Origin of the sequence: Streptomyces sp. AK010 (assembly GCF_014207295.1) — a bacterium.
GTDB lineage: Bacteria > Actinomycetota > Actinomycetes > Streptomycetales > Streptomycetaceae > Streptomyces > Streptomyces massasporeus.
Window position 1 is genome coordinate 235,830 of record NZ_JACHCX010000004.1, and the last position, 25,868, is coordinate 261,697.

General features: G+C 71.3%; 25 protein-coding genes and 1 pseudogene. 6 read left to right on the plus strand and 20 right to left on the minus strand.

Translation table 11 applies throughout. The features are described 5' to 3' along the window. Positions 1 to 21: 21 nt before the first annotated feature. From HDC93_RS09885 to HDC93_RS09910, 6 genes are all read right to left on the minus strand, one after another. On the minus strand, positions 22 to 573 hold the full coding sequence (locus HDC93_RS09885) for an arginine repressor (RefSeq protein ID WP_185009258.1): 552 nt from the start codon (positions 571 to 573) through the stop codon (positions 22 to 24). Positions 574 to 580: 7 nt separating this feature from the next. Then, positions 581 to 1,780: an acetylornithine transaminase gene (locus HDC93_RS09890; RefSeq protein WP_185009260.1), complete on the minus strand. Its 1,200-nt coding sequence runs from the start codon at positions 1,778 to 1,780 to the stop codon at positions 581 to 583. Then, entirely contained in the window at positions 1,777 to 2,691 is a 915-nt protein-coding gene (gene argB, locus HDC93_RS09895; protein ID WP_185009262.1) for an acetylglutamate kinase, read from the minus strand. The genes HDC93_RS09890 and argB overlap by 4 nt, the downstream gene beginning before the upstream one ends. Further along, positions 2,688 to 3,839: a bifunctional glutamate N-acetyltransferase/amino-acid acetyltransferase ArgJ gene (gene argJ / locus HDC93_RS09900; protein ID WP_185009264.1), complete on the minus strand. Its 1,152-nt coding sequence runs from the start codon at positions 3,837 to 3,839 to the stop codon at positions 2,688 to 2,690. The genes argB and argJ overlap by 4 nt, the downstream gene beginning before the upstream one ends. Beyond that, the gene (argC, locus tag HDC93_RS09905; protein WP_185009266.1) at positions 3,836 to 4,864 is read right to left on the minus strand and encodes an N-acetyl-gamma-glutamyl-phosphate reductase; all 1,029 of its coding nucleotides are present in this window, start codon (positions 4,862 to 4,864) and stop codon (positions 3,836 to 3,838) included. Before argC ends, argJ begins: the two co-directional genes overlap by 4 nt. A 409-nt stretch (positions 4,865 to 5,273) precedes the next feature. Next, entirely contained in the window at positions 5,274 to 7,760 is a 2,487-nt protein-coding gene (locus HDC93_RS09910; protein WP_185009268.1) for an alpha-L-arabinofuranosidase C-terminal domain-containing protein, read from the minus strand. 137 nt (positions 7,761 to 7,897) lie between these two features. Here HDC93_RS09910 and HDC93_RS09915 point away from each other — a divergent pair, with 137 nt between their 5' ends. Beyond that, the gene (locus HDC93_RS09915) at positions 7,898 to 8,368 is read left to right on the plus strand and encodes a DUF6314 family protein (RefSeq protein WP_185009271.1); all 471 of its coding nucleotides are present in this window, start codon (positions 7,898 to 7,900) and stop codon (positions 8,366 to 8,368) included. Here the strand turns inward: HDC93_RS09915 and HDC93_RS09920 are convergent. From HDC93_RS09920 to HDC93_RS09930, 3 genes are all read right to left on the minus strand, one after another. Next, positions 8,350 to 8,943, minus strand: coding sequence for a histidine phosphatase family protein (locus HDC93_RS09920; protein WP_185009273.1), 594 nt, complete (start codon positions 8,941 to 8,943; stop codon positions 8,350 to 8,352). The genes HDC93_RS09915 and HDC93_RS09920 overlap by 19 nt on opposite strands. A gap of 73 nt (positions 8,944 to 9,016) precedes the next feature. Then, on the minus strand, positions 9,017 to 9,457 hold the full coding sequence (locus HDC93_RS09925; protein ID WP_185009275.1) for a GNAT family N-acetyltransferase: 441 nt from the start codon (positions 9,455 to 9,457) through the stop codon (positions 9,017 to 9,019). Further along, positions 9,454 to 10,935 (minus strand): PLP-dependent aminotransferase family protein, encoded by a 1,482-nt coding sequence (locus HDC93_RS09930; RefSeq protein ID WP_185009276.1) that lies wholly within the window; start codon positions 10,933 to 10,935, stop codon positions 9,454 to 9,456. Before HDC93_RS09930 ends, HDC93_RS09925 begins: the two co-directional genes overlap by 4 nt. Between HDC93_RS09930 and HDC93_RS09935 the strand changes: the two genes are divergently transcribed. Together HDC93_RS09935 and HDC93_RS09940 are read left to right on the plus strand one after the other, a co-directional pair. Further along, positions 10,934 to 11,854: a DMT family transporter gene (locus HDC93_RS09935; protein WP_185009279.1), complete on the plus strand. Its 921-nt coding sequence runs from the start codon at positions 10,934 to 10,936 to the stop codon at positions 11,852 to 11,854. The genes HDC93_RS09930 and HDC93_RS09935 overlap by 2 nt on opposite strands. A gap of 93 nt (positions 11,855 to 11,947) precedes the next feature. Then, positions 11,948 to 12,148 carry a DUF1918 domain-containing protein gene (locus HDC93_RS09940; protein ID WP_185009281.1) on the plus strand — a complete coding sequence of 67 codons (201 nt, stop codon included), beginning with the start codon at positions 11,948 to 11,950 and terminating at the stop codon, positions 12,146 to 12,148. Between the two features lies 1 nt (position 12,149). Here the strand turns inward: HDC93_RS09940 and HDC93_RS09945 are convergent, their stop codons facing one another. Continuing rightward, complete coding sequence (locus HDC93_RS09945; RefSeq protein ID WP_185009284.1) at positions 12,150 to 13,379, minus strand: glycoside hydrolase family 10 protein; 1,230 nt, start codon at positions 13,377 to 13,379, stop codon at positions 12,150 to 12,152. 180 nt (positions 13,380 to 13,559) lie between these two features. Here HDC93_RS09945 and HDC93_RS09950 point away from each other — a divergent pair, with 180 nt between their 5' ends. Both HDC93_RS09950 and HDC93_RS09955 read left to right on the plus strand, forming a co-directional pair. After that, positions 13,560 to 14,435 (plus strand): 3-hydroxybutyryl-CoA dehydrogenase, encoded by an 876-nt coding sequence (locus HDC93_RS09950; RefSeq protein WP_185009286.1) that lies wholly within the window; start codon positions 13,560 to 13,562, stop codon positions 14,433 to 14,435. A 210-nt stretch (positions 14,436 to 14,645) separates the two neighbouring features. Continuing rightward, positions 14,646 to 14,903, plus strand: coding sequence for a hypothetical protein (locus HDC93_RS09955; protein ID WP_185009288.1), 258 nt, complete (start codon positions 14,646 to 14,648; stop codon positions 14,901 to 14,903). Between the two features lie 13 nt (positions 14,904 to 14,916). Here the strand turns inward: HDC93_RS09955 and HDC93_RS09960 are convergent, their stop codons facing one another. The 10 genes and pseudogenes from HDC93_RS09960 to infC form a co-directional block, all read right to left on the minus strand. Beyond that, on the minus strand, positions 14,917 to 15,462 hold the full coding sequence (locus tag HDC93_RS09960; protein ID WP_185009290.1) for an NUDIX hydrolase: 546 nt from the start codon (positions 15,460 to 15,462) through the stop codon (positions 14,917 to 14,919). Between the two features lie 106 nt (positions 15,463 to 15,568). Continuing rightward, a complete protein-coding gene (locus HDC93_RS09965; RefSeq protein ID WP_185009292.1) occupies positions 15,569 to 16,909 on the minus strand; it encodes a transcriptional regulator in 1,341 nt (446 codons plus the stop codon). 246 nt (positions 16,910 to 17,155) lie between these two features. Beyond that, positions 17,156 to 17,562, minus strand: a pseudogene (locus HDC93_RS09970) (serine/threonine-protein phosphatase); the annotation flags it as partial. A gap of 153 nt (positions 17,563 to 17,715) precedes the next feature. Beyond that, positions 17,716 to 20,268, minus strand: a complete 2,553-nt coding sequence (pheT, locus tag HDC93_RS09975) for a phenylalanine--tRNA ligase subunit beta (protein WP_185009295.1) — start codon at positions 20,266 to 20,268, stop codon at positions 17,716 to 17,718. Continuing rightward, entirely contained in the window at positions 20,268 to 21,395 is a 1,128-nt protein-coding gene (gene pheS / locus HDC93_RS09980; protein ID WP_185009297.1) for a phenylalanine--tRNA ligase subunit alpha, read from the minus strand. The genes pheT and pheS overlap by 1 nt, the downstream gene beginning before the upstream one ends. Before the next feature lie 128 nt (positions 21,396 to 21,523). Next, positions 21,524 to 22,675: an ATP-binding protein gene (locus HDC93_RS09985; RefSeq protein ID WP_185009299.1), complete on the minus strand. Its 1,152-nt coding sequence runs from the start codon at positions 22,673 to 22,675 to the stop codon at positions 21,524 to 21,526. A gap of 54 nt (positions 22,676 to 22,729) precedes the next feature. Further along, positions 22,730 to 23,590, minus strand: a complete 861-nt coding sequence (locus tag HDC93_RS09990) for an RNA methyltransferase (RefSeq protein WP_185009301.1) — start codon at positions 23,588 to 23,590, stop codon at positions 22,730 to 22,732. An 87-nt stretch (positions 23,591 to 23,677) separates the two neighbouring features. Beyond that, the gene (gene rplT, locus HDC93_RS09995) at positions 23,678 to 24,061 is read right to left on the minus strand and encodes a 50S ribosomal protein L20 (RefSeq protein ID WP_010045263.1); all 384 of its coding nucleotides are present in this window, start codon (positions 24,059 to 24,061) and stop codon (positions 23,678 to 23,680) included. A gap of 98 nt (positions 24,062 to 24,159) precedes the next feature. Further along, positions 24,160 to 24,354: a 50S ribosomal protein L35 gene (rpmI, locus tag HDC93_RS10000; protein ID WP_003977225.1), complete on the minus strand. Its 195-nt coding sequence runs from the start codon at positions 24,352 to 24,354 to the stop codon at positions 24,160 to 24,162. 107 nt (positions 24,355 to 24,461) lie between these two features. Continuing rightward, a complete protein-coding gene (gene infC / locus HDC93_RS10005) occupies positions 24,462 to 25,112 on the minus strand; it encodes a translation initiation factor IF-3 (protein ID WP_185009647.1) in 651 nt (216 codons plus the stop codon). 395 nt (positions 25,113 to 25,507) lie between these two features. On the opposite strand from infC, the gene HDC93_RS10010 reads away from it, so the two are divergent. Next, positions 25,508 to 25,864, plus strand: a complete 357-nt coding sequence (locus HDC93_RS10010; RefSeq protein WP_104778687.1) for a DUF1844 domain-containing protein — start codon at positions 25,508 to 25,510, stop codon at positions 25,862 to 25,864. Positions 25,865 to 25,868: the final 4 nt, after the last annotated feature.

Below are 25,868 nucleotides of genomic sequence, written 5' to 3' on the forward strand. Positions count from 1 at the left end.
ACACACCCCCCACCCGCACCCCTACGTCGCGTGCCCGTTCTGCGCCAGCCTCAGCAGATGGTCCGCCAGCGCCTGCCCCCCATCAGGGTTCCTGCTGATCAGCATCAGCGTGTCGTCACCCGCGATCGTCCCGAGGATGTCGTGCAGCTCGGCCTGATCGATGGCCGAGGCCAGGAACTGCGCTGCCCCCGGAGGGGTCCGCAGGACCACGAGGTTCGCCGAAGCCTCCGCGGAGATCAGCAACTCCTGCGAGAGCCGCCGCATCCGCTCCTCCTTCGCCGACCCGCCCAGCGGCGCCCGGGGCGTGCGGAACCCGCCCTCGCTGGGCACCGCGTAGATCAGATCGCCGTCGTCGTTGCGGATCTTCACCGCGTTCAGCTCGTCGAGGTCCCGGCTGAGCGTCGCCTGCGTGACGCTCAGCCCGTCATCGGCGAGCAGCTTCGCCAGCTGGCTCTGCGAGCGGACCGGCTGCCGGTTGAGGATGTCCACGATCCGGCGGTGGCGGGCGGTGCGGGTCTGCGGCACGGCGGGCCCGTTCGCCCCCGGCTGCTCGTGGTCCTGCGCCTGGCTCATCGTCGTCTCATTCCCCGGATCGTCCGTCCCCGCTCACTGCCTGGAGGATGCCGGGCAGCGCCCCGAGAAGCGCGTCCACCTCGTCGTCGCCGAGGTTCAGCGGCGGCATCAGCCTGACGACGTCGGGGGCGGGCACGTTCACCAGGAATCCGGCCTCCTGAGCCGCCTGGCGCACCTGGGGCGCGAGCGGCTCGGTGAGCACGATACCCAGGAGCAGTCCCGTACCCCGGACCAAATCGATCAACGGATGGCCGAGGCCCTCGATTCCGTCCCGCAACCTCTCGCTCTGCCGCTTGACGTTCTCCAGCAACCCCTCGTTCTCGATGGTGTCGATGACGGCGAGCCCGGCGGCGCAGGCGACGGGGTTGCCGCCGAACGTCGTACCGTGCTGGCCGGGCTGGAGCAGGTCGGCGGCCCGTCCGAAGGCGACGGTCGCGCCGAGCGGCAGTCCGCCGCCGAGCTGCTTGGCGAGGGTGACGACGTCGGGCAGGACGCCCTCGTGGGCCTGGTACTCGAACCAGTTCCCGGTCCGGCCGATGCCGGTCTGCACCTCGTCGAGGACGAGCAGCGCCCCGTTCGCCGCAGTGATGGCCCGGGCGGCCTTGAGGTAGCCGGCGGGCGGGACGACGACGCCGAGCTCGCCCTGGATCGGCTCCAGGACGACGAGCGCGGTCTCGTCGGTGACCGCGGCGGCCAGCGCCTGCGCGTCGCCGAACGGCACGTGCGTGACGTCGCCGGGCAGCGGCAGGAACGGTTCGCGCTTGCCGGCCTGGCCGGTCAGGGCCAGGGCGCCCATGGTCCGCCCGTGGAAGGCGCCCTCGGTGGCGACGATGTGGGTCCGGCCGGTCAGCCGCCCGATCTTGAAGGCGGCCTCGTTGGCCTCGGCGCCGGAGTTGCAGAAGAAGACCTTGCCGTCCCGGCCGAAGAGGCGCAGCAGCCGTTCGGCGAGGGCGACGGTGGGCTCGGCCATGAAGAAGTTGGAGATGTGGCCGAGGGAGCCGATCTGCCGGGTGACGGCCTCGACGACGGCCGGGTGGGCGTGGCCGAGGGCGTTGGTGGCGATGCCGCCGACGAAGTCGAGGTAGGAGGTGCCGTCGGCGTCCCACACGCGGGTGCCCTCGCCGCGTGCCAGGGGCAGCAGCGGGGTGCCGTAGTTGTTCATGAGTGCGCCCTGCCACCGCTCGGCGTACTCCTGATGGACGGTCATACGGCTTCCCCCTCTGGCTCGTCGGGCACGACCATCGTGCCGATGCCCTCGTCGGTGAAGATCTCCAGCAGGATCGAGTGCTGGACCCGGCCGTCGATGACGCGGGCGGTGGTGACGCCGTTGCGTACGGCGTGCAGGCAGCCCTCCATCTTCGGCACCATGCCGGACGACAGGTCCGGCAGCAGCCGTTCCAGTTCGGCGGCGGTGAGGCGGCTGATCACCTCGTCGCTGTGCGGCCAGTCCTCGTAGAGGCCCTCGACGTCCGTGAGGACCATGAGGGTTTCGGCGCCCAGTGCAGCAGCGAGTGCCGCAGCCGCCGTATCAGCATTGACGTTGTAGACATGTCCGTCGTCCTGGGAGCGGGCGATCGACGAGACGACCGGGATGCGGCCGTCGGCGAGCAGGGCCTCGATGGCGCCCGTGTCGATCGCGGTGATCTCGCCCACGCGCCCGATGTCGACCAGCTCGCCGTCGATCTCGGGCTGGTGCTTGGTGGCGGTGATGGTGTGCGCGTCCTCGCCGGTCAGGCCGACGGCGAGGGGTCCGTGCTGGTTGAGCAGCCCGACCAGTTCGCGCTGGACCTGCCCGGCCAGCACCATCCGTACGACGTCCATGGCGTCCTCGGTGGTCACCCTCAGGCCCGCCTTGAACTCGCTGACGATGCCGTGCTGGTCGAGGGCGGCGCTGATCTGCGGGCCGCCGCCGTGCACGACGACGGGCTTGAGGCCGGCGTGGTGCAGGAACACCACGTCCTGGGCGAAGGCGGCCTTGAGGTCCTCGTCGATCATGGCGTTGCCGCCGAACTTGATGACGACCGTCTTGCCGTTGTGCCGGACCAGCCAGGGCAGGGCCTCGATGAGGATCTGCGCCTTGGGCAGCGCGGTGTGCTTGCGCGTGGCTCCACTGCTCATGACGAGTACGCGCTGTTCTCGTGGACGTAGTCGGCGGTGAGGTCGTTGGTCCAGATGGTGGCGGTCTCGGACCCGGCGGCGAGGTCGGCGACGATGTGCACCTCGCGGTAGCGCATGTCGACCTTGTCGCGGTCCTCTCCGACGCCGCCGTTCTTGCAGACCCAGACGCCGTTGATGGCGACGTTCAGCCGGTCGGGCTCGAAGGCGGCGCTCGTCGTGCCGATCGCGGAGAGCACGCGGCCCCAGTTGGGGTCCTCGCCGTGGACGGCGCACTTGAGGAGGTTGTTGCGGGCGATGGAGCGGCCCACCTCGACGGCGTCGTCCTCGGTTTCGGCGTTGATCACCTCGACCTTGATGTCCTTGCTGGCGCCCTCGGCGTCCCGGATGAGCTGCTGGCCGAGGTCGTCGCAGACCTGCCGTACGGCCTCGGCGAACTCCTCGTACTCCGGGGTGACTTCGGCGGAGCCGGAGGCGAGCAGCAGCACGGTGTCGTTGGTGGACATGCAGCCGTCGGAGTCGACCCGGTCGAAGGTCGTGCGGGTGGCCGCGCGCAGGGCCCGGTCGAGGACGTCGCTCTCCAGGGCCGCGTCGGTGGTGAGGACGACGAGCATGGTGGCGAGGCCGGGGGCGAGCATGCCCGCGCCCTTGGCCATGCCGCCGACGGTCCAGCCGTCCTTGGTGACGACGGACGTCTTGTGGACGGTGTCGGTGGTCTTGATGGCGATGGCGGCCTTCTCACCGCCGTGCTCGCTCAGGGATCCGGCGGCCGTCTCGATGCCCGGGAGCAGTTTGTCCATGGGGAGCAGGAGGCCGATGAGGCCGGTCGAGCAGACGGCCACCTCGATGGCACCGCGGCCGAGGACCTCGGCGACCTTCTCGGCCGTGGCGTGCGCGTCCTGGAAGCCCTTCGGCCCCGTGCAGGCGTTGGCGCCACCGGAGTTGAGGACGACGGCGGACACCTGGCCGCTCTTCAGCACCTGCTCGGACCACAGGACCGGCGCGGCCTTCACGCGGTTGGAGGTGAACACGCCCGCGGCGGCGCGGCGGGGGCCGGTGTTGACCACGAGGGCCAGGTCGGGGTTGCCGTTCTCCTTGATCCCGGCGGCGATGCCCGCCGCCGTGAATCCCTTTGCTGCCGTCACACTCACGGCGCAACTCCGATCGTCGTCAGTCCGGTGGTCTCGTCGAGCCCCAGGGCGATGTTCATGCTCTGGACGGCACCGCCCGCGGTGCCCTTGGTGAGGTTGTCGATGGCGCTGATCACGATGATCCGGCCGGCGTCCGCGTCGTACGCGACCTGCACGTGAACGGCGTTCGAACCGTGGACGGACGCCGTGGCGGGCCACTGGCCCTCGGGGAGCAGGTGCACGAACGGCTCGTCGGCGAAGGCCTTCTCGTAGACGGCGCGCAGGGACTCGCCCGTGACGCCGCCGGCGGCCTTGGCGCTGCACGTGGCGAGGATGCCGCGGGGCATCGGCGCGAGGGTCGGCGTGAAGGACACGGAGACGGTCTCCCCCGCCGCCGCGCTGAGGTTCTGGGTGATCTCGGGGGTGTGCCGGTGCCCGCCGCCGACGCCGTAGGGGGACATCGAGCCCATGACCTCGCTGCCGAGCAGGTGCGGCTTGGGCGCCTTGCCCGCGCCGGACGTGCCGGACGCGGCGACGATCACGGCCTCGGGTTCGGCCAGGCCCGCCGCGTACGCCGGGAAGAGGGCGAGGGAGACGGCGGTGGGGTAGCAACCGGGCACCGCGACGCGCTTGGACCCCTCCAGCGCGGCGCGGGCACCCGGCAGTTCGGGAAGGCCGTAGGGCCAGGTTCCGGCGTGCGGGGAGCCGTAGAACCGCTCCCAGGCGGCGGCGTCGGTCAGCCGGAAGTCGGCGCCCATGTCGACGACGAGCACGTCCGGGCCGAGCTGCTCGGCGACGGCGGCGGACTGCCCGTGCGGCAGGGCGAGGAAGACGACGTCGTGACCGGCGAGGACGTCCGGGGTGGTCTCCTGGAGCACCCGGCCGGCCAGGGGCAGCAGGTGCGGCTGGAGCGCACCGAGACTCTGTCCCGCGTTCGAGTTACCGGTCAGGGCGCCGATCTCGACCTCGGGGTGTGCCAGGAGCAGACGGAGCAGTTCCCCGCCCGCGTACCCACTCGCTCCGGCCACTGCCGCTCGTACCGCCATGGATCCTCCTCCTTAGAGGGCATGACTATACGTTTCTCTGCACGTTTATGCAATCCCGTGCATGAGCGGTGCGGCGGCCGGAACGGCGACTCGGGAAACCGGCTTTGTCCTGACCATGACCGCAGGGTAAGGTCCGCGGGCACATTTCAGGGGATCACGGCCGGTGGGGGACATGGCCGAGGAGAACGACGTGCCCATGAAGAGCGCGAAACGCGTTGTGGCGCGCGGGCGGAGTCGTGCCGGACGACGCGGTGCTGCTGTGCGCGTCGCGGAGCGGGTGCTGCAGACGCTCCCGGGGTGGACTTCGCGGGGGTGAGCACGGGCGTGGACGTCGCGCGGGTGACCACCGGGGCTGCCCTCCCGCGGAGGTGGGCCACCGTCCGGGGACGGCGGCCCACTCGGGCGGCTCCTACCTCTGCTTGATCCGCAGGAACGTCACCGAGTTCGCCGGGAAGGTGTACGTGAACTTCTCGGCCACGCCCCGGACGGTGGACGTCACCGGCGTCACCGGCGTGTCCGTCTCGGTGTTCACGGCCGTCTCGTCGGCGGCCAGCGTGGTGACGCGGGCCGTGGAGGCGACCTTGGCGCCACCGAGGTCGACGGCCGTACGGGCCTCGGCCGGCCGGGCGTTGACGACCTTGACGATCAGGTCCCCGGTCCGGGCGTCCTTGGTGACGACCTGACGGAACGGCTCGGCCGGCTTGTCGTCCTCGAAACTGCCCCACTCCTTGCCGTCGAGGAACAGGGCGACCTGGCGGCCGCGCACCTTGATGTCGATGTCGTAGGCCCGGCCGGTCTCGATCGACCCGGCCTTCGTCATCAGGGTGCCCTTGCCGCCGTCCACGGCCTGCTCGATCGCGGACTGGGTGTTGTTCCAGCCGCCCAGGTTCCACCAGTAGTAGTTGCCGGTGTCCTTGACGCCGAAGGCGACGAGGAAGCCCTCCTTGCCGGACTTCTTGGTGGCCTTCACATGCAGGTCGTAGTCCCTCCAGGCCGGGTCGCCCGCCGTGACCATGGTGTTCTCGGCGGCGGTGTCGGTCTGGACGTAGGCCCCGTCCTGGATGCTCCAGCTGCCGGTGCCGGCGTGCTTCCACTTCGAGGCGTCACCGGAGAAGTCGTCGCCGAACAGGGTCGAGCCGTCGGCGGAGGTGACCGACACGTCGTCGTACGCGGCGCTGGTCGCCCACGTCGACAGGCCGACGGCGCCGGTGATGGGACCGCTGACATCCGGGGTCCCGGTGGCCCGGGAGGGGACCACGCGGTCGCCGACGTTGTTCATGAACAGCTTCTGGACCTCGTAGTTGGCCGAGTTCCAGGAGGCCCGGTTGTTGAACCAGATCATGTCCGGCCGCCACTGGACGTAGTCCTCGTTGGCGAGCAGCGGGGCGTAGGAGGCAAGCTTGACGACGTCCGCGTTGCGCTCCAGGCCGGTCATGAAGGCGGCTTCGGAGAGGCCGTTCTTCCAGGCGTTGCCCTGCGAGGCGTACTCGCCGAGGAAGACCTTGGGACCCTTGCGGTCGTAGGAGTCGTAGCGGTCGTTGTTCTGCAGGAACCAGTTCGGGCTGTTGTAGTAGTGCTCGTCGACCATGTCGACCTTGCCCTCGCGGTTCAGCTGCCAGGCGGTGTCGAAGGTCGCGCCGGCGTCGTCCGGGCCCGAGTTGGAGATGACGGTGATGTCCGGGTACTTCGCCTTGATGGCGGCCCGGAACCGCTCGAAGCGGGCGAAGAACTCCTTGGGGAGGTTCTCCTCGTTGCCGACCCCGATGTGGGTCAGGCGGAAGGGCTCGGGGTGGCCCATCCGGGCGCGGACCTTGCCCCACTTCGAGGTCGCGGGGCCGCCCGCGAACTCGATGAGATCGAGGGTGTCCTGGATGTGCCGCTTGAGCAGCGCCTCGTTGTCGGTGGCCTTGTTCTGGCCGCAGCCGGTCACCAGGGCGGGGACGACGGGCAGCGGCATGGCGCCGATGTCCTCGGAGAAGCGGAAGTACTCGTAGTAGCCGAGGCCGTAGCTCTGGTTGTAGCCCCAGAAGTTGGCGTTGGTGGCGCGCTCCTCGACCGGGCCTACGGTGTCCTTCCACTGGTAGCTGCGCTTGCGCTGCCAGTTCGAGGCCTCGCTGTAGTCCTCCATGGAGCCGGTGTTGACCAGGCAGCCGCCGGGGAAGCGCACGAAACCCGGCTTCAGGGCCGCGATCTTCTCGGCGAGGTCCTTGCGCAGGCCGTTCGGCTGGTTCTTGTAGGTCTCGCGCGGGAAGAGCGACACCTCGTCGAGCGCGGCGGCCTCCGCCGAGGCGACGGCGAGCCGGCCGCGGTTGCTGGTGCGGGTCGCCGTGAAGGTGGCCTTGTACTTGGCCCAGCCGCCCTTCACGGCGACCTGGCGGGCGGTGGCGAGGCTGCCCGCGGCGTCCTTCAGCGAGACGGTGAGCGTGCTGCCGCTCGCGGCGCGGGCCCACACGGAGAAGTCGTAGCGCTTGCCCTGCTCGACCCTGATGCCGGTGTTGTAGCCGGAGTTCGTGACGGACGAACCGGCGCCCAGGGAGAGGTAGTTGCGGTTGCGTTCGTTGAGCCGCCCGGAGTCGTCGACGACCTGGGCCGTGCCGCCCACCGACCAGGAGGTCAGGGGCGTGTAGGAGCCGTTGTCGGCGGTGGAGTACTCGAAGGATCGGTTCTGCACGAGCTCGGCGTACAGACCGCCGTCGGCGGCCCGGTTGATGTCCTCGAAGAAGACGCCGTACATCGTGTCGTCGATCTTCGCGCCCTGGGCGGACGGGTCGACGGTGATCGCGTAGTCGGTGGCGCCCTCGGCCTGCGCGGGGGCCGGTACGAGGGCTGCTGCCGTCAGGAGGGCGGTGGCCGTGAGACCCAGTCTCCATCGGGTGCGGGCGGCAGTGCGTGGCATGGATACTCCGCGGCTCTCTGGTAGAGGAGTGTTCGAAATATCAGACATTGATCAGAACTTCGAACGGCAAGATAGGGAGGGGGCGGATGCGCGTCAATGGGTCGCGCAGGAACGGTGGGAACGGAGAGCGGGGCAGGATGGGCGAGTTCTGGCCAGTGCCGGACGCACTGGCGTATCTGGCCGGACGCTGGCGGGTGTCACGGTCGGTGCGGGATCTCGCGAGCGGCACGGAAGGCGAGTTCACCGGTGTGACCGAGTTCGTCCCGCTGCCCGACGGGGCCACCGGCCTCGGCGCACGGGAGACCGGCGGGCTGCTGCACCACGAGTCGGGCACCTTCGTCTGGCAGGGCGTCGCCCGGCCCGCCGAGCGGACGCTGCGGTTCCTGCGAGGCCCGGGCGGCACGGCGCAGGTGCGGTTCGCCGACGGGCGGCCGTTCCACGACCTCGATCTGACGTCCGGCCGGCATGTCGCCGACCATCCCTGTGCGGCGGACCTCTACCGCGGCGAGTTCACCGTCCACGACTCCGACCGCTGGCGGACCGTGTGGCGCGTCGGCGGCCCCGCCAAGGACCTGGTCCTGCGGACCGACTACGCGCGCGAGGGCTGAGCGGACGCCCCGTCGAGGCGCAGGTTCCAGCGACCCGCCCGGCCCGTCACGGCGGTCGTCGACAGCGGGCGGACGTCGATGTTCCAGTACGTCGAGGGCGGTGCCTTCAGGGCGTACACCAGGGCGGCCCGGATCACGGACGGCTCGGCCACCGCCACCACCCGGCAGCCGTCCTCGACAGGCCGGGTGTCGAGCCAGCCGCCGACGCGGGTGATGAAGTCGACGAGCGACTCGCCGCCGTGCGGTGTGGCGTGGGGGTCGGTGAGCCAGGCGTCCACGGCGTCCGGTTCCCGGGCCATCGCCTCGCCGAGGGTCAGCCCACGCCACCGGCCCATGTCGCAGTCGCGCAGGCCCAGCTGGACCAGCGGCGCGTACCCGAGCCCCTCCCCCGTGGACCGGCTGCGCGGAGTCGGCGAGCAGTAGCGCAGTTCGGCCGCGGCGAGCGGCAGCAGCTCCTGGGCGAGGCGCTCCACCTCCCCCCAGCCGGCCTGGTCCAGCGGCCGGTCGTCCTCGAAACGCTCGGCGAGCAGCGGAGAGCTGCGTGCGGAGGCGACGAACGTGACCCGAAGTGGCATGCAGGGATCGTGGGCGCAGCATGTGCGCAGGTCAAGAGGTGTTACCTACGAGTTACCGAGGGTGTGCCGGCCTTCACTGGCCGAAGACGAGCGCCATCCAGTGCTCGGGCCGTTCCAGCTGCGCGAACCCGAGTTTCGCGTACACCCCGTGCGCGTCGTGCGTGGCGAGGAGGACGCGCCGCACCCCGTACTGCCGCATCTCGTCCCGTACGGCGGCCACGAGCGCGCTGCCGACGCCCTTGCCGCGCACCGACGGATCGACGTACACGTCGCACAGCCACCCGAAGGTCGCCCGGTCGGTGATCACCCGGGCGTACGCGACCTGCTCCCCCGACACGGTCTCGTGGACGCCGAAGTTGAGCGAGCCCTCGATCGCCCGGTCCTGCTTCTCCCTCGAACGCCCCAGCGCCCAGTACGCGTCGGTGGACAGCCAGTGGTGCACGCGCGCGCGGTCGACGCGGCCGGGGTCGGTGGAGATCTCATAGCCCTCGGGGAGGCTCGGCGTGTCGGTCATGTCCGCGATGCTCGCAGTCCGCCCGCAGGGGCGTCGAGCGGTTGTCCGAGCACCTCGTCGCAGGCCCTGCGCAGCCGTCGTACGCCCTCCGCGATCTCTCCGGTCCCGGCGACCGCCGCGAAGCTGAGCCGCAGGTGCGCGGCCGGGGGTTCGGCGCTGAAGTACGGGCGGCCGGGTGTGAGGGCGACGCCGGCGCGCAGGGCCGCGGAGGTCAGGGCGGACTCGTCCGTGCCGTCGGGCAGGCGGGGCCACAGGTGGTAGCCGCCGGAGGGGACGTGCGGCAGGGCCAGCTCCGGCAGGTGCAGGGCGAGCGCGCCGGTCATCGCGTCCCGCCGGGTCTTCAACTCCGCGGAGACGGCTCGCAGATGACGCGGCCAGGCGGGCGAGCCGACGAGTTCGAGTGCGGCCTCCTGGAGCGGGCGCGGCACGAAGAACGTGTCGACGACCTGGATGGCGCGCAGCCTCTCCAGCACCGGCCCGCGCGCGGCCAGGGCGCTCACCCGGAAGCTCGGCGAGGTCGCCTTGGTCAGCGAGCAGACGTGGACGACGACGCCGTCGGGGTCGTCGGCGGCCAGCGGGCGCGGCAGGGGCCCGGCGTCCTCGTGCACGAGCCTGCGCACGAAGTCGTCCTCGACGACGAACGCGCCCGCCTCGCGGGCGATGCGCAGCACCTCGGCGCGCCGCCCGGGCGCGAGCACCGCGCCGGTGGGGTTCTGGAAGAGCGGCTGGCAGACGAAGGCCGGGGCTCCGGTGGCGCGGAAGGCGTCGGCGAGCAGCGCCGGTTTCACGCCGTCGGCGTCCACCGGGACCGGCACCGGGCGCAGACCGGCGGCCCGGGCGATGGCGAGCATGCCGGGGTAGGTGGGCGACTCGACCAGGACGGGGGCGCCGGGCGGGGCGAGGGCGCGCAGGGCGGTGGTGAGCGCGGACTGCCCGCCCGCGGTGACCAGCACTTCGGCGGCGGTGAACGACCCGCCGATGCCGCGTGCGAACCACTCGCGCAGCTCCGGCAGCCCCTCCATGGGCGGGCGCCCCCAGGCACCGGGACGCCGCCCGGCCCGCGAGAGGGACGCTGCCATCGCCCGCTCAGGCTGCAACGACGGGTGCAGATAGCCGCCGTTGAACTCGATCACGCCGGGCGGCGGGGCGGCCAGCGACACCAGCACCCCGGAGGCGTCGACCGAGCGTGGGACGAGGTCGGCCGCGCCGTCGGCGCTGAGGGCGACCTCCTGCCAGGAGGTGTCCCCGGCAGGGGCCGGTGCGGTCCGGGCCGGTGCGCGGAACGCGCCCGCCCCGGGCCGGGTGACCACGAGACCCTCCGCGGCGAGCTGGGCCAGGGCCCGCGACACCGTCACGGGGCTCACCCGGAACCGCTCCACCAGAGCCCGGCTCGACGGCAGCTTTCCACCGGGAGAGTAGCGGTCGAGCTCCCGCTTCAGCCGTTCCGCCAGTTCACCTACACTGCTACGCTCTTGCATGAGAGCACAGAGTAGCGCTACTTCCGCCCCTTCGATAACGGTCGCCGGCTCGGAACCGGAGCCTCCCGGCTTCGGCACCCTCCAGGCCGCCCTCGGCGTCGTCGCCTTCTCCCTCACGTTCCCGGCCACCGCCTGGGGGCTGGAGGGCTTCGGGCCCTGGTCGCTGGTCGCCGTGCGGAGCGTTCTGGCAGCGGTGATCGCGGGCGGCTGTCTGCTGGCCCTGCGCGTGCCGCTGCCCGCCCGCCGGCACTGGGTGGGGCTCGCGGTGGTCGGGGCCGGTGTCGTCCTCGGCTTCCCCCTGCTGACCACGCTGGCGCTGGAGACGTCCACCACCGCGCACGCCGCCGTCGTGGTCGGACTGCTTCCGCTGACCACCGCGCTCTTCTCCGCACTGCGCGTCGGCACCCGGCCCTCGCGCACCTTCTGGGTCGCGGCCCTGGCGGGCGCGGCGGCGGTGCTGGCCTTCACCGTGCAGCAGAGCGGCGGCGCCCTGACCACCGCCGACCTCTACCTCTTCGCCGCGCTGCTGGTCTGCGCGGCCGGCTACACCGAGGGCGGCCGGCTGGCCCGGATCATGCCGGGCTGGCAGGTGATCGGCTGGGCGCTGGTGCTGTGCCTGCCGCTGACCGTGCCGGTCGCCGCGCTCGCCCTGACGCACGAACCCGTACGGCTGACCGCGCACAGCGTCACCGGCCTGCTGTGGGTCGCGGCGGGCTCGCAGTTCGTCGGGCTGGTCGTCTGGTACCGCGGCATGGCGGCCATCGGCATCCCCAAGGCCAGCCAGTTGCAGCTCGCCCAGCCGCTGCTCACACTGGTGTGGTCGGTGCTGCTGCTGGGCGAGCACCTCACGGTCGCCACCCCGCTGACGGCCGCGGCGGTGCTGGTCTGCATCGCCGTCACACAGCGATCACGCGGCTGAGCGGGACGGCGCACGGCCCCTGCCGGCAGGCGCCCCCCGCCGTAGACTCGGAGGCCACGGACCGTGGCTCCGCACCTCGTGAGGAGGCCCCAGATGCGCGCAACCGTGGGCGACCAGCTTGTCCAGCACGGCAGGGTGGTCGGTCAGCACGACAAGGTCGGCGAGATCGTCGAAGTGCTCGGCCAGGAGGGCGACCCCCCGTACCGCGTCCGGTTCGAGGACGGGCACGAGGGCGTGTGCTCCCCGGGACCCGACACCGAGATCCGGCACCGGGAGACCACCACCGGGCCATGACTCAGCGCGGGGGCGGCGCCGGCTGCCCGTAGTGGTCGGCGACGACCCGCGCCATCGCCCCGATCCGGTCGGCCGCCACGTCCTTGGCGGCGAAGTAGACGTGCCCGCGCACCTGTGCGTGCTCCCCGGCCAGCGTCAGGTGCCGGGACAGCTCGCCCGTCTGCTGCCACGCCGCGGGCTGCGCCGGATCGCCGGCCTTGTACAAGGCCTCCCCCACGTAGAGCTGCGTCGAGCTGCCGCGCGCGACCTCCGCCCACCAGGGCACCAGCTTCGCGTAGTCGGCGGCGGCGAAGCCGATGTTCCAGTACAGCTGCGGGACGATGTAGTCGATCCAGCCCTCGCGCACCCACTTCCGGGTGTCCGCGTGCAGATCGTCGTACGTCTCCACACCCGCCTTGGTGTCCGAGCCGAGCGGGTCGGTCCCGGCGTTGCGCCACACGCCGAAGGGGCTGATGCCGAAGCGGGCGCCCGGCCGGACCTCCTTGACGCGGTCCGCGGTCTCCCGCACCAGCGAGTCGATGTTGTCCCGGCGCCAGGCGGCCCGGTCCGGGTAGCCGCCGCCGTGCTCGTCGTAGGCGGCGTCGTCGTCGAAGGTCTGCCCGGCCACGGGGTACGGGTAGAAGTAGTCGTCGAAGTGGACGCCGTCCACGGGGTACTTCGCCACCGCGTCGAGCATCGCGTCCTCGACGAAGGCGCGGACCTCGGGCAGCCCCGGGTTGTAGAAGAGCTTCCCGCCGTACGTCACCACCCAGCGGGGGTTCTCGCGGGCGGGGTGGGAGGCGGCCAGGCGGGACGGGTCGGCGTGCACGGCGATCCGGTACGGGTTGAACCAGGCGTGCAGCCGAAGCCCCCGGGCATGGGCCTCCTCGACGGCCGTGCCCAGCGGATCCCAGCCGGGGTCCTTGCCCTGGGTACCGGTGAGGTACTGCGACCAGGGCTCGTACGGCGAAGGCCACATAGCGTCCGCCGTGGGCCGGACCTGGAAGAACACGGTGTTGAGGCGGTTGTCGGCCGCCGTGTCGAGATGGGTGAGCAGTTCGGCGCGCTGCTGCGAGGCGGTCAGCCCGGATTTCGAGGGCCAGTCGCGGTTGGCCACGGACGCGATCCAGACGCCCCGCATCTCGGAGTCCGCCGCCCCGCCACCGTGCCCGGTCGCGGCCGACGCCCGAGGCGTCATCGTGAAAGCCGACAGCGCCGCCACCGCGAACGCCCTGCGTGAGACTCGTCCCATCCGCATGCCCCAGAAAGCCGCGGATCCGCCCGGTCGCGGATCGCTCCGGGGCCAGCATGCCCGAAGCGGACCCGACCCCCGCGATCGATCATCGATACTTCGGAGTAACGTGCTCGAACGGAGCAGGCGCCGGGACCCGGCGAGCCTGCCCGGACGTGGATCAGCAGCGAAAGGGACGATGTGACGGACATCCCAGCGGGAGACATTGCACGCGTCGGAGTCGTGGGCTGCGGTCAGATGGGCGCGGGCATCGCCGAGGTGTGCGCCCGGGCCGGCCTGGACGTCATGGTCGCCGAGACCACCGGCGAGGCCCTGGAGATCGGCCGCACCCGGCTGTTCACCTCCCTGGCCAAGGCAGCCGAGCGCGGCAAGATCACCGAGGAGGAGCAGGAGGCCACGCTGGCCCGCCTGAGCTTCACCACGGACCTCGGCGAGTTCGCCGACCGTGACCTGGTGATCGAGGCCGTAGTCGAGAACGAGCAGGTCAAGACCGAGATCTTCCAGGTGCTCGACCAGGTCGTGACCCGGCCCGACGCGATCCTGGCCTCCAACACCTCCTCGATCCCGCTGGTGAAGCTCGCGGTGGCGACCTCGCGGCCCGACCAGGTCATCGGTATCCACTTCTTCAACCCGGCACCGGTGCAGAAGCTCGTCGAGCTGATCCCGGCGCTCACCACGTCCGAGGGCACGATCAGCCGCGCGCAGCTGTTCACCGAGAAGCTGCTCGGCAAGCACGCCATCCGCGCCCAGGACCGCTCCGGCTTCGTGGTCAACGCGCTGCTGATCCCGTATCTGCTCTCCGCGATCCGGATGTTCGAGACGGGCATCGCCAGCCGCGAGGACATCGACAACGGCATGGAGATGGGCTGCGCCCACCCGATGGGCCCCCTGAAGCTCTCCGACCTGATCGGCCTGGACACGGTCGCCTCGGTCGCCCAGTCCATGTACGAGGAGTACAAGGAGCCGCTGTACGCCGCTCCCCCGCTCCTGCAGCGCATGGTCGACGCGGGCCGGCTGGGCCGCAAGACGGGCTCGGGCTTCTACACGTACGCCTGACCGCCGATCGAGGCCGATTACGGACGGTCAGATTTCGGCCAATCAGTGGGCCCGGCACCCGAAGAGGTGCCGGGCCCACTGCCTTCACACACCGTGTGCGCGCCGGGCTCGCATATGCCCGTTACACACTCTCCCCAGGCGTCCACCAGGCGAGTTGACTCCTCATGCGCATGCAAGGGATGTGAAACGACTACGGAAAGGAGCGGACTCGTGACCGCCGATCCCGAGCATCCCGTCGTATCCGGAGAACTCGCAGAGTTACGACGCCGCCTCGACGTGGCCTACGCCCGCGTCGAGGGCGGGCTGGCTCTGCTCAGCCACCGCACCGAGGAGACCGCCAAGGAGATCGACGAGCTCAACACCCGGATTCACACGCTCGAACACACGCGCTGGCCGCTGCCCGCGGTCGCCGCCCTCACCGCCGTGGGTGCCCTCGTCCTGGCGATCTGGCAGGCGCTGGGACGCTGAGGCCCGGTACGGCCTAAGACAACGCGTCCTGTCCGAGCCTGAGATGGTGCAGCAGAAGTAACGCGGCCGCCATGTTGGCGGCCGGGACCTCGCCGCGGGCGACCATGTCGGGGACGAGCTTGAGAGGCACCCATTCCCGGCGGTCCGACTCGAAGTCGTCCACGGGGTGCCCGACGTAGTCGCCCTCGTCGGCCCAGTACACGTGGTGCCGGGCGTCGGTCAGCCCGTTGGACGGCTCCACGCTCATGAGGTGGCGCAGGGGTCCCGGCCGCCAGCCGGTTTCCTCCTCCAGTTCCCTGGCGGCCGCGCGGGCGATGTCCTCGCCGTCCTCGACCACCCCGGCCGCGAGTTCCCACCCCCAGCTGTCGGTGATGAAGCGGTGCCGCCACAGCAGCAGCACCTCGTTGGCCTCGTTGACGACCGTGGCCACCGCAACGGGCCGCAGCCGTATGAGGAAGTGGTCCAGATGCCGGCCGTCGGGCAGTTCGACATCCGCGAGATTGACGCTGAACCAGCGGTTTGAGTACACAGTTTGTTCGTTGCGTTTCGTCCACTGCACGGTTCTGCCACCTTCCGTCGAGTAAGTGGCAATATCGCAGCAGAGACGGAGGGACAGCAGGCGCACGGGAAGCGCCTCGGAGCGACACGGGCACCACCGCCCGGATCTACAACGGTACGCGCAAGGCCCCGTCGATGAGTTCGGCCGCCTCGGCCGTGCCCGCGCAACCGCTGCGCACCAGGTGCTCCCGCACCGCGCGCAGCCGGTCGCGCAGCCGCTGGGACTCCATGCCCCGGGCTTGCTCGGCCATCTGCACGGCGATGGCCACCGCCTTGTCGGCGTTGCCCTGCCGCAGCTCGATGGTGCTGAGCATCGCCAGCCGGTGCACCCGGCCGCGGTCGTGCGCCGGGTTGTCGACGGCCGCCGCGGCATGCTCCCCAGCGGCCGCGATCTCCCCGAGGCTCAACAGCGCCTCCGCCACCTGCACGTTGACGAGCCCGGGCTGGACATAACCGGTCTCGTCGGGCTCGTAGCCGCGCCGGATGCGCTCGGCGGACTGCTCGGCCCGCCGGATGCAGGACAGGGCGCTGGTGCCGTCGCCGAGATGCGCGTACGCCTTGGCCTGCATCGCGTACAGGTCGGAGGCGAGCGCCGGGGTGATGTGCTTGCCGGCGGCCCGCAGCGCGGCCTCCGCGAAGGCCACCGACTGCCGGTACTCCCGCATGAACAGCGACTGGTTGACGAGCAGGGCGATCACATACGCCCCGAGCCCCCGGTCCCCGCTGGCCTTGGCGAGCCGCAGCGCCTGGTGGAAGTAGCGCTGGGCGAGTCCGTGGGCGTCGGAGTCGTACGCGCAGATGCCGGCGACCGCCACCAACCCGCCGGTGGCCCGGTGCAGTTGCCGGCCGGTCTCGTCGGTGTAGCTGCCACGCAGCAGCGGGGCGGCCTCGGCGTTGAGGAAGCCGACGATCCGGGCCCGCGTCGCGATGCCTCCGGCCTTGCGGTACATCTGCTCGTAGTGCGCGCGGGCGGCCCGCAGCATCTCCAGGTCGCCGGTGGTGACCCGGTGTCTGCCGCCGCGTGAGACGTCCACGTCCTCGGGCGGGTTCTCCCACTCCCACACCGGCATCACGGCGGGCGTGCCGGTGAGCGCGGGCGCGCCCAGGATGTGCGGACGCTGCTGCTGGTCGGAGCGCCACAGGGCGGTGGCCCGTTCGACGAACCCGGACAGCGAGCCGGTGTGCGGGGCGGACGGCTCACCCGGCACGCCGAGGCCGATGTCGTCGAGGGTGACCTGCCGTTGCAGCCGGCCCGCGAGCACCTCGCAGATCAGGTCGGGCACCTGGCCCCGGGGCCGCTGCCCCTTCAACCACCGCGCGACGGCGGTGTGTTCGTACCTCAGGGACAGACCACGTGCCCGTCCCGCCTGGTTGACGTGTGCGGCCAGCCCCGCGTGCGAGATCCCCGCCTCGTCCAGGATCGCGTCGAGCAGAGTGTTGGGCTGCATGTGGGCCCCCGGATGGCTCGGTGCGGACAGGTTAGTGGTTCCGCCTTCACACGGGGTGTGAACGGAGTGCTCGAATCCACACGGTGTGCGCACTGTCGCTCAGAGTCGCCGACCGGTTGACTGAATTGCCTCGAAAGAGGCCGGCCGGGCCGCCGGCTCCCCCTCGTACAGTGCGGCGGCCCGCACCCGCCGTCCGCCCAGCTGCCTGCCCGACACTCCGTGGCGGGGCGGACGGCTCCGCCGGCAGTCGTGAGCGGCCTCGCGGAAGCAGCCCAGCACGGCGGCGACGGTCCCGAACGGGCCGATCCCGTGCCCGCGTACCTCGCCCGTCACGGCCCGCACGCCGTGCTCGGTGGCGACGACCTCGTACAGGTCGCCCCCGGCCGCGGCGCCACGCTCCGCCGGAACCTGGGCGGCGGCCACGTCCAGCCCGTCGGTCCGCGAGGGCAGCGGCCGCAGCAGCGCCCGCATCAGCGAGTGCCGCACGTGCAGGATCAGCGCGGTCCCGACGGCGAAAACACGGCGCTGGTGACGATCCGCGCCGGGAGACCGGTCTCCCGGGCGAGCGGACAGAGCAGCTTGTACGCGACGGCCGCCGCGCCCCACGCGAGGGGAAGACCGAGGCTGCGCACCCGGTCCCTGACGCGGATCATGCCGATGGCCCCCCCAATAGGCCCTGACACAGAATCGGACCGGCCCGAGAAGGCCGGTCCGATTCTGTCGACAGCACACCGAAAAGGGGGAGATCACCCACCTTTACCACTCAACCGAGTGAGTGACCTGACCCTCTTCCCGGGTGCGGGCACTCAGCTCCGCAGCTCCGCACCCACACGCTCACCCGCGAGGGCGACCGCCGCGTCCCGGGCCGCGGACGCCTCGTCCACGGTCAGCGTCCGGTCGGCGGCGCGGAACCGCAGCGCGTACGCCAGCGACTTCCGCCCCTCGCCCAGCTGCTCGGCGTTCTCGTAGACGTCGAACAGCCGGATGGACTCCAGCAGTTCCCCGGCTCCGTCCCGCAGTGCCGCCTCGACGTCCACGGCCGGCACGAACGCGTCGACGACCAGGGCGACGTCCTGCGTGGCGACGGGGAACGTGGAGATCCGGGGTGCCGTCGCCGTGGGGTCACCGGCGGTCTCCACCGCGTCCAGGTCGAGCTCCATCGCGCAGGTGCGCGCGGGCAGCCCGAGGGCCTTCACGACCCGCGGGTGCAACTCGCCCGCGTGCCCGACGATCCGCTCGGCGCCGTCCGCGGTGACCGCCAGCTCGGCGCACCGCCCCGGGTGCCAGGGTCCGTACTGACCCTTGCGGATGACGAGTTCGGCACCGGCCTCGTGCGCGACGGTCCGTGCGGCCTCGACCGCGTCGGCCCAGTCGGCCGGACGGCCCTTGCCCCACCAGCCGGCCTGCTCGCGCGCCCCGGCGAGGACGACGGCGATGTGCCGCGGCTGGTCGGGCAGCGCCGCGTTCAGCTCGGCGAGCTCCTCGTCGGTCGGACGGCCGTCGACGGGCAGCACGGCCGCGACCCGCTGCTCCTCGCGCGGCCGGAAGACCAGACCGGACTCGAACAGCGCGAGGTCGTGCGAGCCCCGGCCGTCGTTGCGCCGCAGGGCGGCGAGCAGACCCGGCAGCAGCGACGTGCGCAGCGCGGGCTCCTCGTCGCTCAGCGGGTTGCTGAGCTTGACGACGCGGCGGGCCGGGTCGTCCGCCTCGAGGCCGAGCTGGTCGAAGACCTGCTCGCCGATGAACGGGTAGTTCAGCGCCTCGACGTATCCGGCACCGGCCAGGGCGCGGCCGACGCGGCGGTGCAGCCGCTGCCGGTCCGTCAGGCCGAGGCCCGCCGGCGGCTTGGGCAGGGTGGAGGGCAGGTTCTCGTAGCCCTCCAGCCGGATGACCTCTTCGGCCAGATCGTTCGGGTCGGTGAGGTCGGGCCGCCAGGACGGGACGGTGACGATCAGCTCGTCCTGCCCGTACACGTCGCAGCCGACCTCCTGGAGGCGGCGCACGACGGTCTCGCGGCCGTAGACGACGCCCGCGACCTTGTCCGGGTGGTCGGCCGGGATGGTGATGGTGCGCGGCGCGGACGGGGCGAGGACCTCGGTGACGCCGGCCTCGGCGGTGCCGCCCGCGAGCAGGACCAGCAGGTCGACGGTGCGCTGCGCGGCGGCCGCCGCGGCCTGCGGGTCGACGCCGCGTTCGAAGCGCCGGGACGCCTCGGAGGACAGCTTGTGGCGGCGCGCGGTGCGCGCGATCGACACGGCGTCGAAGTGGGCGGCCTCGATGACGACGTCCGCCGTGGCGTTCTCGGCGTTGTTGGGGGTCCCCCCTGCTCGAGCGGAGTCGAGAGCTCGGGGGTGGTCGGCGATCTCCGTGTTGGCGCCGCCCATGACGCCGGCGAGCCCGATCGGGCCGCGGTCGTCGGTGATCACCAGGTCCTCGGCGTCCAGCGTGCGCTCGACGCCGTCGAGGGTGGTGAGCTTCTCGCCCGCCTCGGCCCTGCGCACCCCGATGGTGCCCTGGACCAGGCCGCGGTCGTAGGCGTGCAGGGGCTGGCCGAGTTCCATCATCACGTAGTTCGTGACGTCGACGGCGAGCGAGATCGGGCGCATGCCGACCTTCTGCAGGCGGCGCTGGAGCCAGATCGGCGAGCGCGCCTCGGCGCTGAGGCCGGTCACCGTGCGGGCGGTGAAGCGGTCGCAGCCGATCGGGTCGGAGATCCGCACCGGGTAGCCGTACGCGTTCGGGCCGGGCACGTCGATCAGCGCCGGGTCGCGCAGCGGCAGGCCGTAGGCGATGGCGGTCTCGCGGGCCACGCCGCGCAGCGACAGGCAGTAGCCGCGGTCGGGCGTGACGGCGATGTCGAGGACCTCGTCGACCAGTTCCAGCAGCTCGACGGCGTCCTTGCCGATCTCGGTCTCCGGCGGCAGGACGATGATGCCCTTGGTGCCGTCGTCGCCCATGTTCAGCTCGTCGCTGGAGCAGATCATGCCGCGCGACATCCGGCCGTAGGTCTTGCGCTCGGCGATCTGGAAGTCACCGGGCAGGACGGCGCCGGGCAGGGCCACGACGACCTTGTCGCCCACGGCGAAGTTGCGGGCACCGCAGATGATCTCCTGCGGCTCGCCGGTGCCGTTGGCCTGGCCGACGTCGACGGTGCAGAAGCGGATCGGCTTCTTGAAGTCCGTCAGCTCCTCGATCGTCGCCACCTGGCCGACGACCAGCGGACCCTTGAGGTCGGCGCCCAGCTGCTCGACGCTCTCGACCTCCAGACCGGCCGAAATGAGCTTGGCCTGCACGTCGCGACCGGTCTCCGTCTCCGGCAGGTCGACGTACTCCCGCAGCCAAGAAAGCGGGACCCGCATCAGATCTCCATCCCGAACGGCCGGGTGAACCGGACGTCACCCTCGACCATGTCTCGCATGTCTTCGACGTTGTGGCGGAACATCAGCATCCGCTCGATGCCGAACCCGAAGGCGAACCCGCTGTACTTCTCGGGGTCGACACCGCAGGCGGTGAGCACCCGCGGGTTGACCATGCCGCAGCCGCCGAGCTCGATCCAGCCCTCGGAGGAGCAGGTGCGGCAGGGGTGGTCGGGGTTGCCGACGGACTCGCCCTTGCAGACGTAGCAGAGCATGTCCATCTCGGCGCTGGGCTCGGTGAACGGGAAGAAGTTCGGCCGCAGCCGGGTCTTCATGTCCGCGCCGAACAGGGCCTGGACCATGTGGTCGAGGGTGCCCTTGAGGTCGGCCATCGTCAGGCCCTCGTCGACCGCCAGCAGCTCGATCTGGTGGAAGACGGGCGTGTGCGTGGCGTCCAGCTCGTCGGTGCGGAACACGCGGCCGGGGCAGACGATGTAGACCGGCAGCTCACGGTCGAGCAGCGCGCGGGCCTGCACCGGGGAGGTGTGGGTGCGCAGCACGACGCCGGACCCGGACTCGTCGGTGCCCTCGGGGCCCTGGACGAAGAAGGTGTCCTGCATCTGCCGGGCCGGGTGGTCGGGCAGGAAGTTCAGGGCGTCGAAGTTGAACCACTCCGCCTCGGCCTCCGGCCCCTCGGCGACCTCGTAGCCCATGGCGACGAAGACGTCCGCGACCCGCTCCATCATGGTGGTGAGCGGGTGCCGGGCGCCGGACGGTACGCGGTCGTACGGCAGCGTGACGTCCACCGCCTCCTCGACGAGCACGCGCGCGTCCCGCTCGGCCTCGAGCTCCACCTGGCGGGCGGCGAGGGCCTTGTTCACGGCGCCTCGGGCCTGGCCGACGCGCTTGCCGGCCTCGGCCTTGGCGTGCGGGGGCAGGGCGCCGATCTCGCGGTTGGCGAGGGCCAGCGGGGAGGTGGGGCCGGTCTGGGCGACCTTGGCCTCGTGGAGAGCGTCGAGGGAGTCCGCGGCGGCGAAGGCGGCGAGCGCCTCGTCCCGCATGCGCTCGATCTCTTCCGGTTTCAACGTCTCGACCTCGACAGGGTCGTACGACTTATTCGGTGCCGACATCTCTTCCCGTGCTTCCGATTGGCTGGCTGGAGGTCCCCGTCTCCGACTCGGACGGCCGCCTTAAGGGACACAAAGGTGCCAATGGCCGAGTCTAACGGGGTGGAGGTGCGCGAATGCGCCCGCGGTGCTCAGGCGAGATAGGCCGGAGCGCTCACGGGCAACGTAAATCGGAACTCGGCGCCCGCGCCGGGGGCGCGGCCGACCGTGATGGTGCCGCCGTGGGCCTCGACGATGCCCTTGACGATGTAGAGCCCGAGGCCCGTCCCGCCGCGCTTGCTGCCCCGCCAGAAGCGGGTGAAGACGCGGTTCATGGACTCCTCCGGAATGCCGGACCCCTCGTCGCTCACCGTGACCGACGTAGCTGCGTTCTCGGCGTACTCGCCCTCGCGGAGGGACGCCGTGGCCGTGACGTCGATCGTGACAGTTCCCTCGCCGTGCCGCACGGCATTTTCGAGCAGGTTGCTGAGCACCTGGTCGATCTTGTCGGGGTCGGCCCACAGGTCGGGCAGCGGCTGCTGGACGCGCAGCAGGAACCGGTCGGCGGGCTGCCCCGCGGCGACGTAGGCCTGGATGTGCCGTCCGACGGCGGCGCCGATGTCGACGGGCTGGCGGCGCACCTCCAGGCGGCCGGAGTCGATCCGGGAGATGTCGAGCAGCTCGGCGATGAGGCGGGTGACCCGGTCGGCGTCGGCGTCGACGGTCTCCAGCATCAGCCGCTTCTGGTCGTCGGTGAAACGTTCCCACTTGGCGAGCAGGGTGGCGGTGAAGCCCTTGACGGAGGTCAGCGGGGAGCGCAGTTCGTGGGCGACGGTGGCGATCAGCTCGGCGTGGCTGCGCTCGGTGCGGCGGCGGGCCTCGGTGTCGCGCAGGGTGACGACCAGGCGCCGGAGGGGTCCGGTGGGCCGGGTGCGGACGTAGCGCGCGCAGACCAGCACCTCGCGGCCGCCGGGCAGGAGCAGGTTGCGCTCGGGCTGTCCGACGCGGATGGCGAGGCCGCCGTACGGGTCGGTCAGCTGCCACCAGCGCCGGCCCTCCAGGTCCTCTAACGGCAGGGCCTTCTCCAGGCGCTGCCCGAGGGCGTCCTGGGCGCGGACGGCGGTGATGCGCTCGGCGGCCGTGTTGAAGCAGATGACGTGGCCCTGCTCGTCGGCGACGACGAGTCCGTCGGGCAGCTGGTCGGGGTCGATGCCGAGTCCGGCGGGATCACCGGGTGGCCGGGGCGCGGCGGGCGGCTTCCCGGCGTCCTGGGCTCCCGGTGCGCTGCTCGTGCCGACACTCATCCCCGTACCCCACCTCCAAGGCTCCGCTGAGGGGTCCCTGAGCTGGTCACCCTACTAGTTCCCGGTGACGGAGCGGCACCCTCCAAAGGCGCGCTGTGCACGCGCCGACGCATAGAGACATACGGCGGCGGCGGTGGCGAGGTTCAGGCTCTCGGCCTTCCCGTGGATCGGAACGCGCACGACGGCGTCCGTGAGGGCGCGGGTCTCCTCCGGAAGGCCCCACGCCTCGTTGCCGAAGACCCAGGCGGTCGGCCCGCCCATGGTGCCCTTGTCGAGCTCGTCGTCGAGGTCGCGGTCGCCCGCGCCGTCGGCGGCGACGACCCGGACGCCGGCGTCCCGCAACCGTTCGACGGCCTGCTCCACGGGGACGCCGACGGCGACGGGCAGGTGGAACAGGGAGCCGACGGAGGCGCGGACGGCCTTGGGGTTGTACACGTCGACGGAGGCGTCGGTCAGCACGACGGCCTCGGCTCCCGCGGCGTCGGCGCAGCGCAGCACGGTCCCGGCGTTGCCGGGGTCACGGACGTTGGCGAGGAGGGCGACGAGCCGCGGGCGGGCCGCGAGGACCTCCTCGAAGGGCGTGTCCAGGAACCGGCAGACACCGACGAGGCCCTGCGGGGTGACGGTGGTGGAGATGTCGGCGATGACCTGCTCGGCGGCGAGGTGCACGCGGGCTCCGGCGTCCCGGGCCGCTCCGACGATGTCGGCGTAGCGCTCCGCGGCCTCCGTCGTGGCGAACAGTTCCACGAGGGTGGCGGTGTCCCCGGCCCGGTGCCCGGCGGCTTCCCGCACGGCCTGCGGTCCCTCCGCGAGGAACAGCCGGTCCTTCCCCCGGAAGTTCCGCTTGGCCAGCCGCCGCGCGGCCAGGACGCGGGGGGAGCGGGGGGAGATGAGCTCGGGGGTGGCGGGAGGCATCCGGTTCGCTTTCTGGGTAGCTGCACAGCAGGACCCGCAGACCGTCCGGCCTGCGGGTCCTTCAGTCACATCGGCTCGGAGCCGGCGTCACGCAGCCTTCGGCGCGTTCACGTCGCTCGGCAGCGCCTTCTGGGCGACCTCGACGAGCGCGGCGAACGCACCGGCGTCGTTGACGGCCAGCTCGGCCAGGATCTTGCGGTCGACCTCGATGTTCGCGGCCTTCAGACCCTGGATGAAGCGGTTGTAGGTCATGCCGTTGGCGCGGGCAGCGGCGTTGATGCGCTGGATCCACAGCTGACGGAAGTCGCCCTTGCGCTTCTTGCGGTCGTTGTAGTTGTAGACCAGCGAGTGGGTGACCTGCTCCTTGGCCTTGCGGTACAGGCGCGAGCGCTGACCGCGGTAGCCGGAGGCCTGCTCGAGGATCGCCCGACGCTTCTTGTGGGCGTTGACTGCCCGCTTGACGCGTGCCACTTGTTAACTCCTTGTAGCGGGGCCGTGGGGGTGCTCACACGACCCGAAATCGATTGGGTCCCGGTCTGACGTGCGTCCGGCGCTCACGCGCCCGGACGTCACTTGCCGAGAAGCTTCTTGATCTTCGCGGCGTCGCCCGGGGCCATCTCGGCGTTGCCGGTGAGGCGACGCGTCACACGGGACGACTTGTGCTCGAGCAGGTGGCGCTTGCCGGCGCGCTCGCGCAGCACCTTGCCGGAGCCGGTGATCTTGAAGCGCTTGCTGGCACCGCTGTGCGACTTGTTCTTCGGCATAGCGCCGTTCTCTCCTCGTCGGTGGCGCTCCGGTGCCCGGTCGCGAAACCGGGCACGGTGGAGCGTCGTCTTGTATCGGTTGCTTCCTGGGACTGGCGTCCCGGGAGTCACGCCTCGGCGGGCTCCTCAGCCGGCGCCTCGGCCATCGCCTCGGCCTCCGCGGCGTTCTGCGACTTGCCGGGGTTGGCCTTCGCTTCCGCCTTGCGGGCTTCCTGCGCCTGGCGAGCCTCGGCCATCGCCTCGGTCTTCTTCTTGTGCGGACCGAGAACCATGATCATGTTTCGGCCGTCCTGCTTCGGGTTCGACTCAACGAAACCGAGGTCGGCCACGTCTTCCGCGAGCCGCTGCAGCAGCCGGTAGCCCAGCTCGGGCCGGGACTGCTCGCGACCACGGAACATGATCGTGATCTTGACCTTGTCGCCCTGCTTGAGGAACCGAACGACGTGACCCTTCTTGGTGTCATAGTCGTGCGGGTCGATCTTCGGCCGGAGCTTCATCTCCTTGATGACCGTGTGCGCCTGGTTCTTGCGCGCCTCACGGGCCTTCATGGCCGACTCGTACTTGAACTTCCCGTAGTCCATGAGCTTGCACACGGGCGGACGGGCGTTCGCCGCGACCTCGACCAAGTCCAGGTCGTACTCCTGCGCAAGCTCCAGTGCCTTGGCCAGGGGGACGATGCCCACCTGCTCGCCACTGGGACCGACAAGTCGCACCTCGGGAACGCGAATCCGGTCGTTGATGCGGGGCTCGGCGCTGATGGATCCTCCTCGGTAGCACCACGCGACGGTCTGGCGGACGGCCGCGTAACGTCTCTGTTCGACAGACCAACCGCGCCGAAGCACAAAAAATGCCCCGGACGATTCCCAGGCGGAGCTCCTCGAACTACCGGAGCACCGCCGCGGGAAGCCGCGGGGCGCGCTTTCGGACGGATCGCCGCCGCTGGGACGGGACCGCCTGACCGGTGACCCGCCGCCCTGAGGGTGATCGGGTGGGAGTTCGAAAGCCTCCACTTGTGGGTCGGACTCGCGAGCTGTGAGGCACACGTGTCCGACCGGTCGTTACACGAGGTTACCAGCAATGGCCAGGAACGGCCAATTGGGGCGAGCCGGGGTCACGTGGGGTTCGCCCGCCCCCTGCGCCTATCGTGTGGGGCATGAGTGACACCCCTCCTGAGTCCCCCGACTTCGACGCCATGGCCCGCGACATCGCCGAGGTCCCGGCGGTCGAGGTGATCGTGACGGTCGCCGTCAACCTGATGAGCGCCGCCGCGGTGAAGCTCGGTCTGACCGAGGAGGGCGAGAAGCACAAGGACCTGGACGAGGCCCGCAAGCTGGTCCACGCCCTGGCCGGTCTGCTGGACGCGACGGCGACCGAGATCAGCTCCTTCCACGCGGCTCCCCTGCGCGACGGCCTGAAGTCGCTGCAGCTGGCGTTCCGCGAGGCCTCCCTCGTCCCGGACGAGCCGGGCCAGGGGCCGGGCGAGAAGTACACGGGCCCGGTCTACGGCTAGTCCA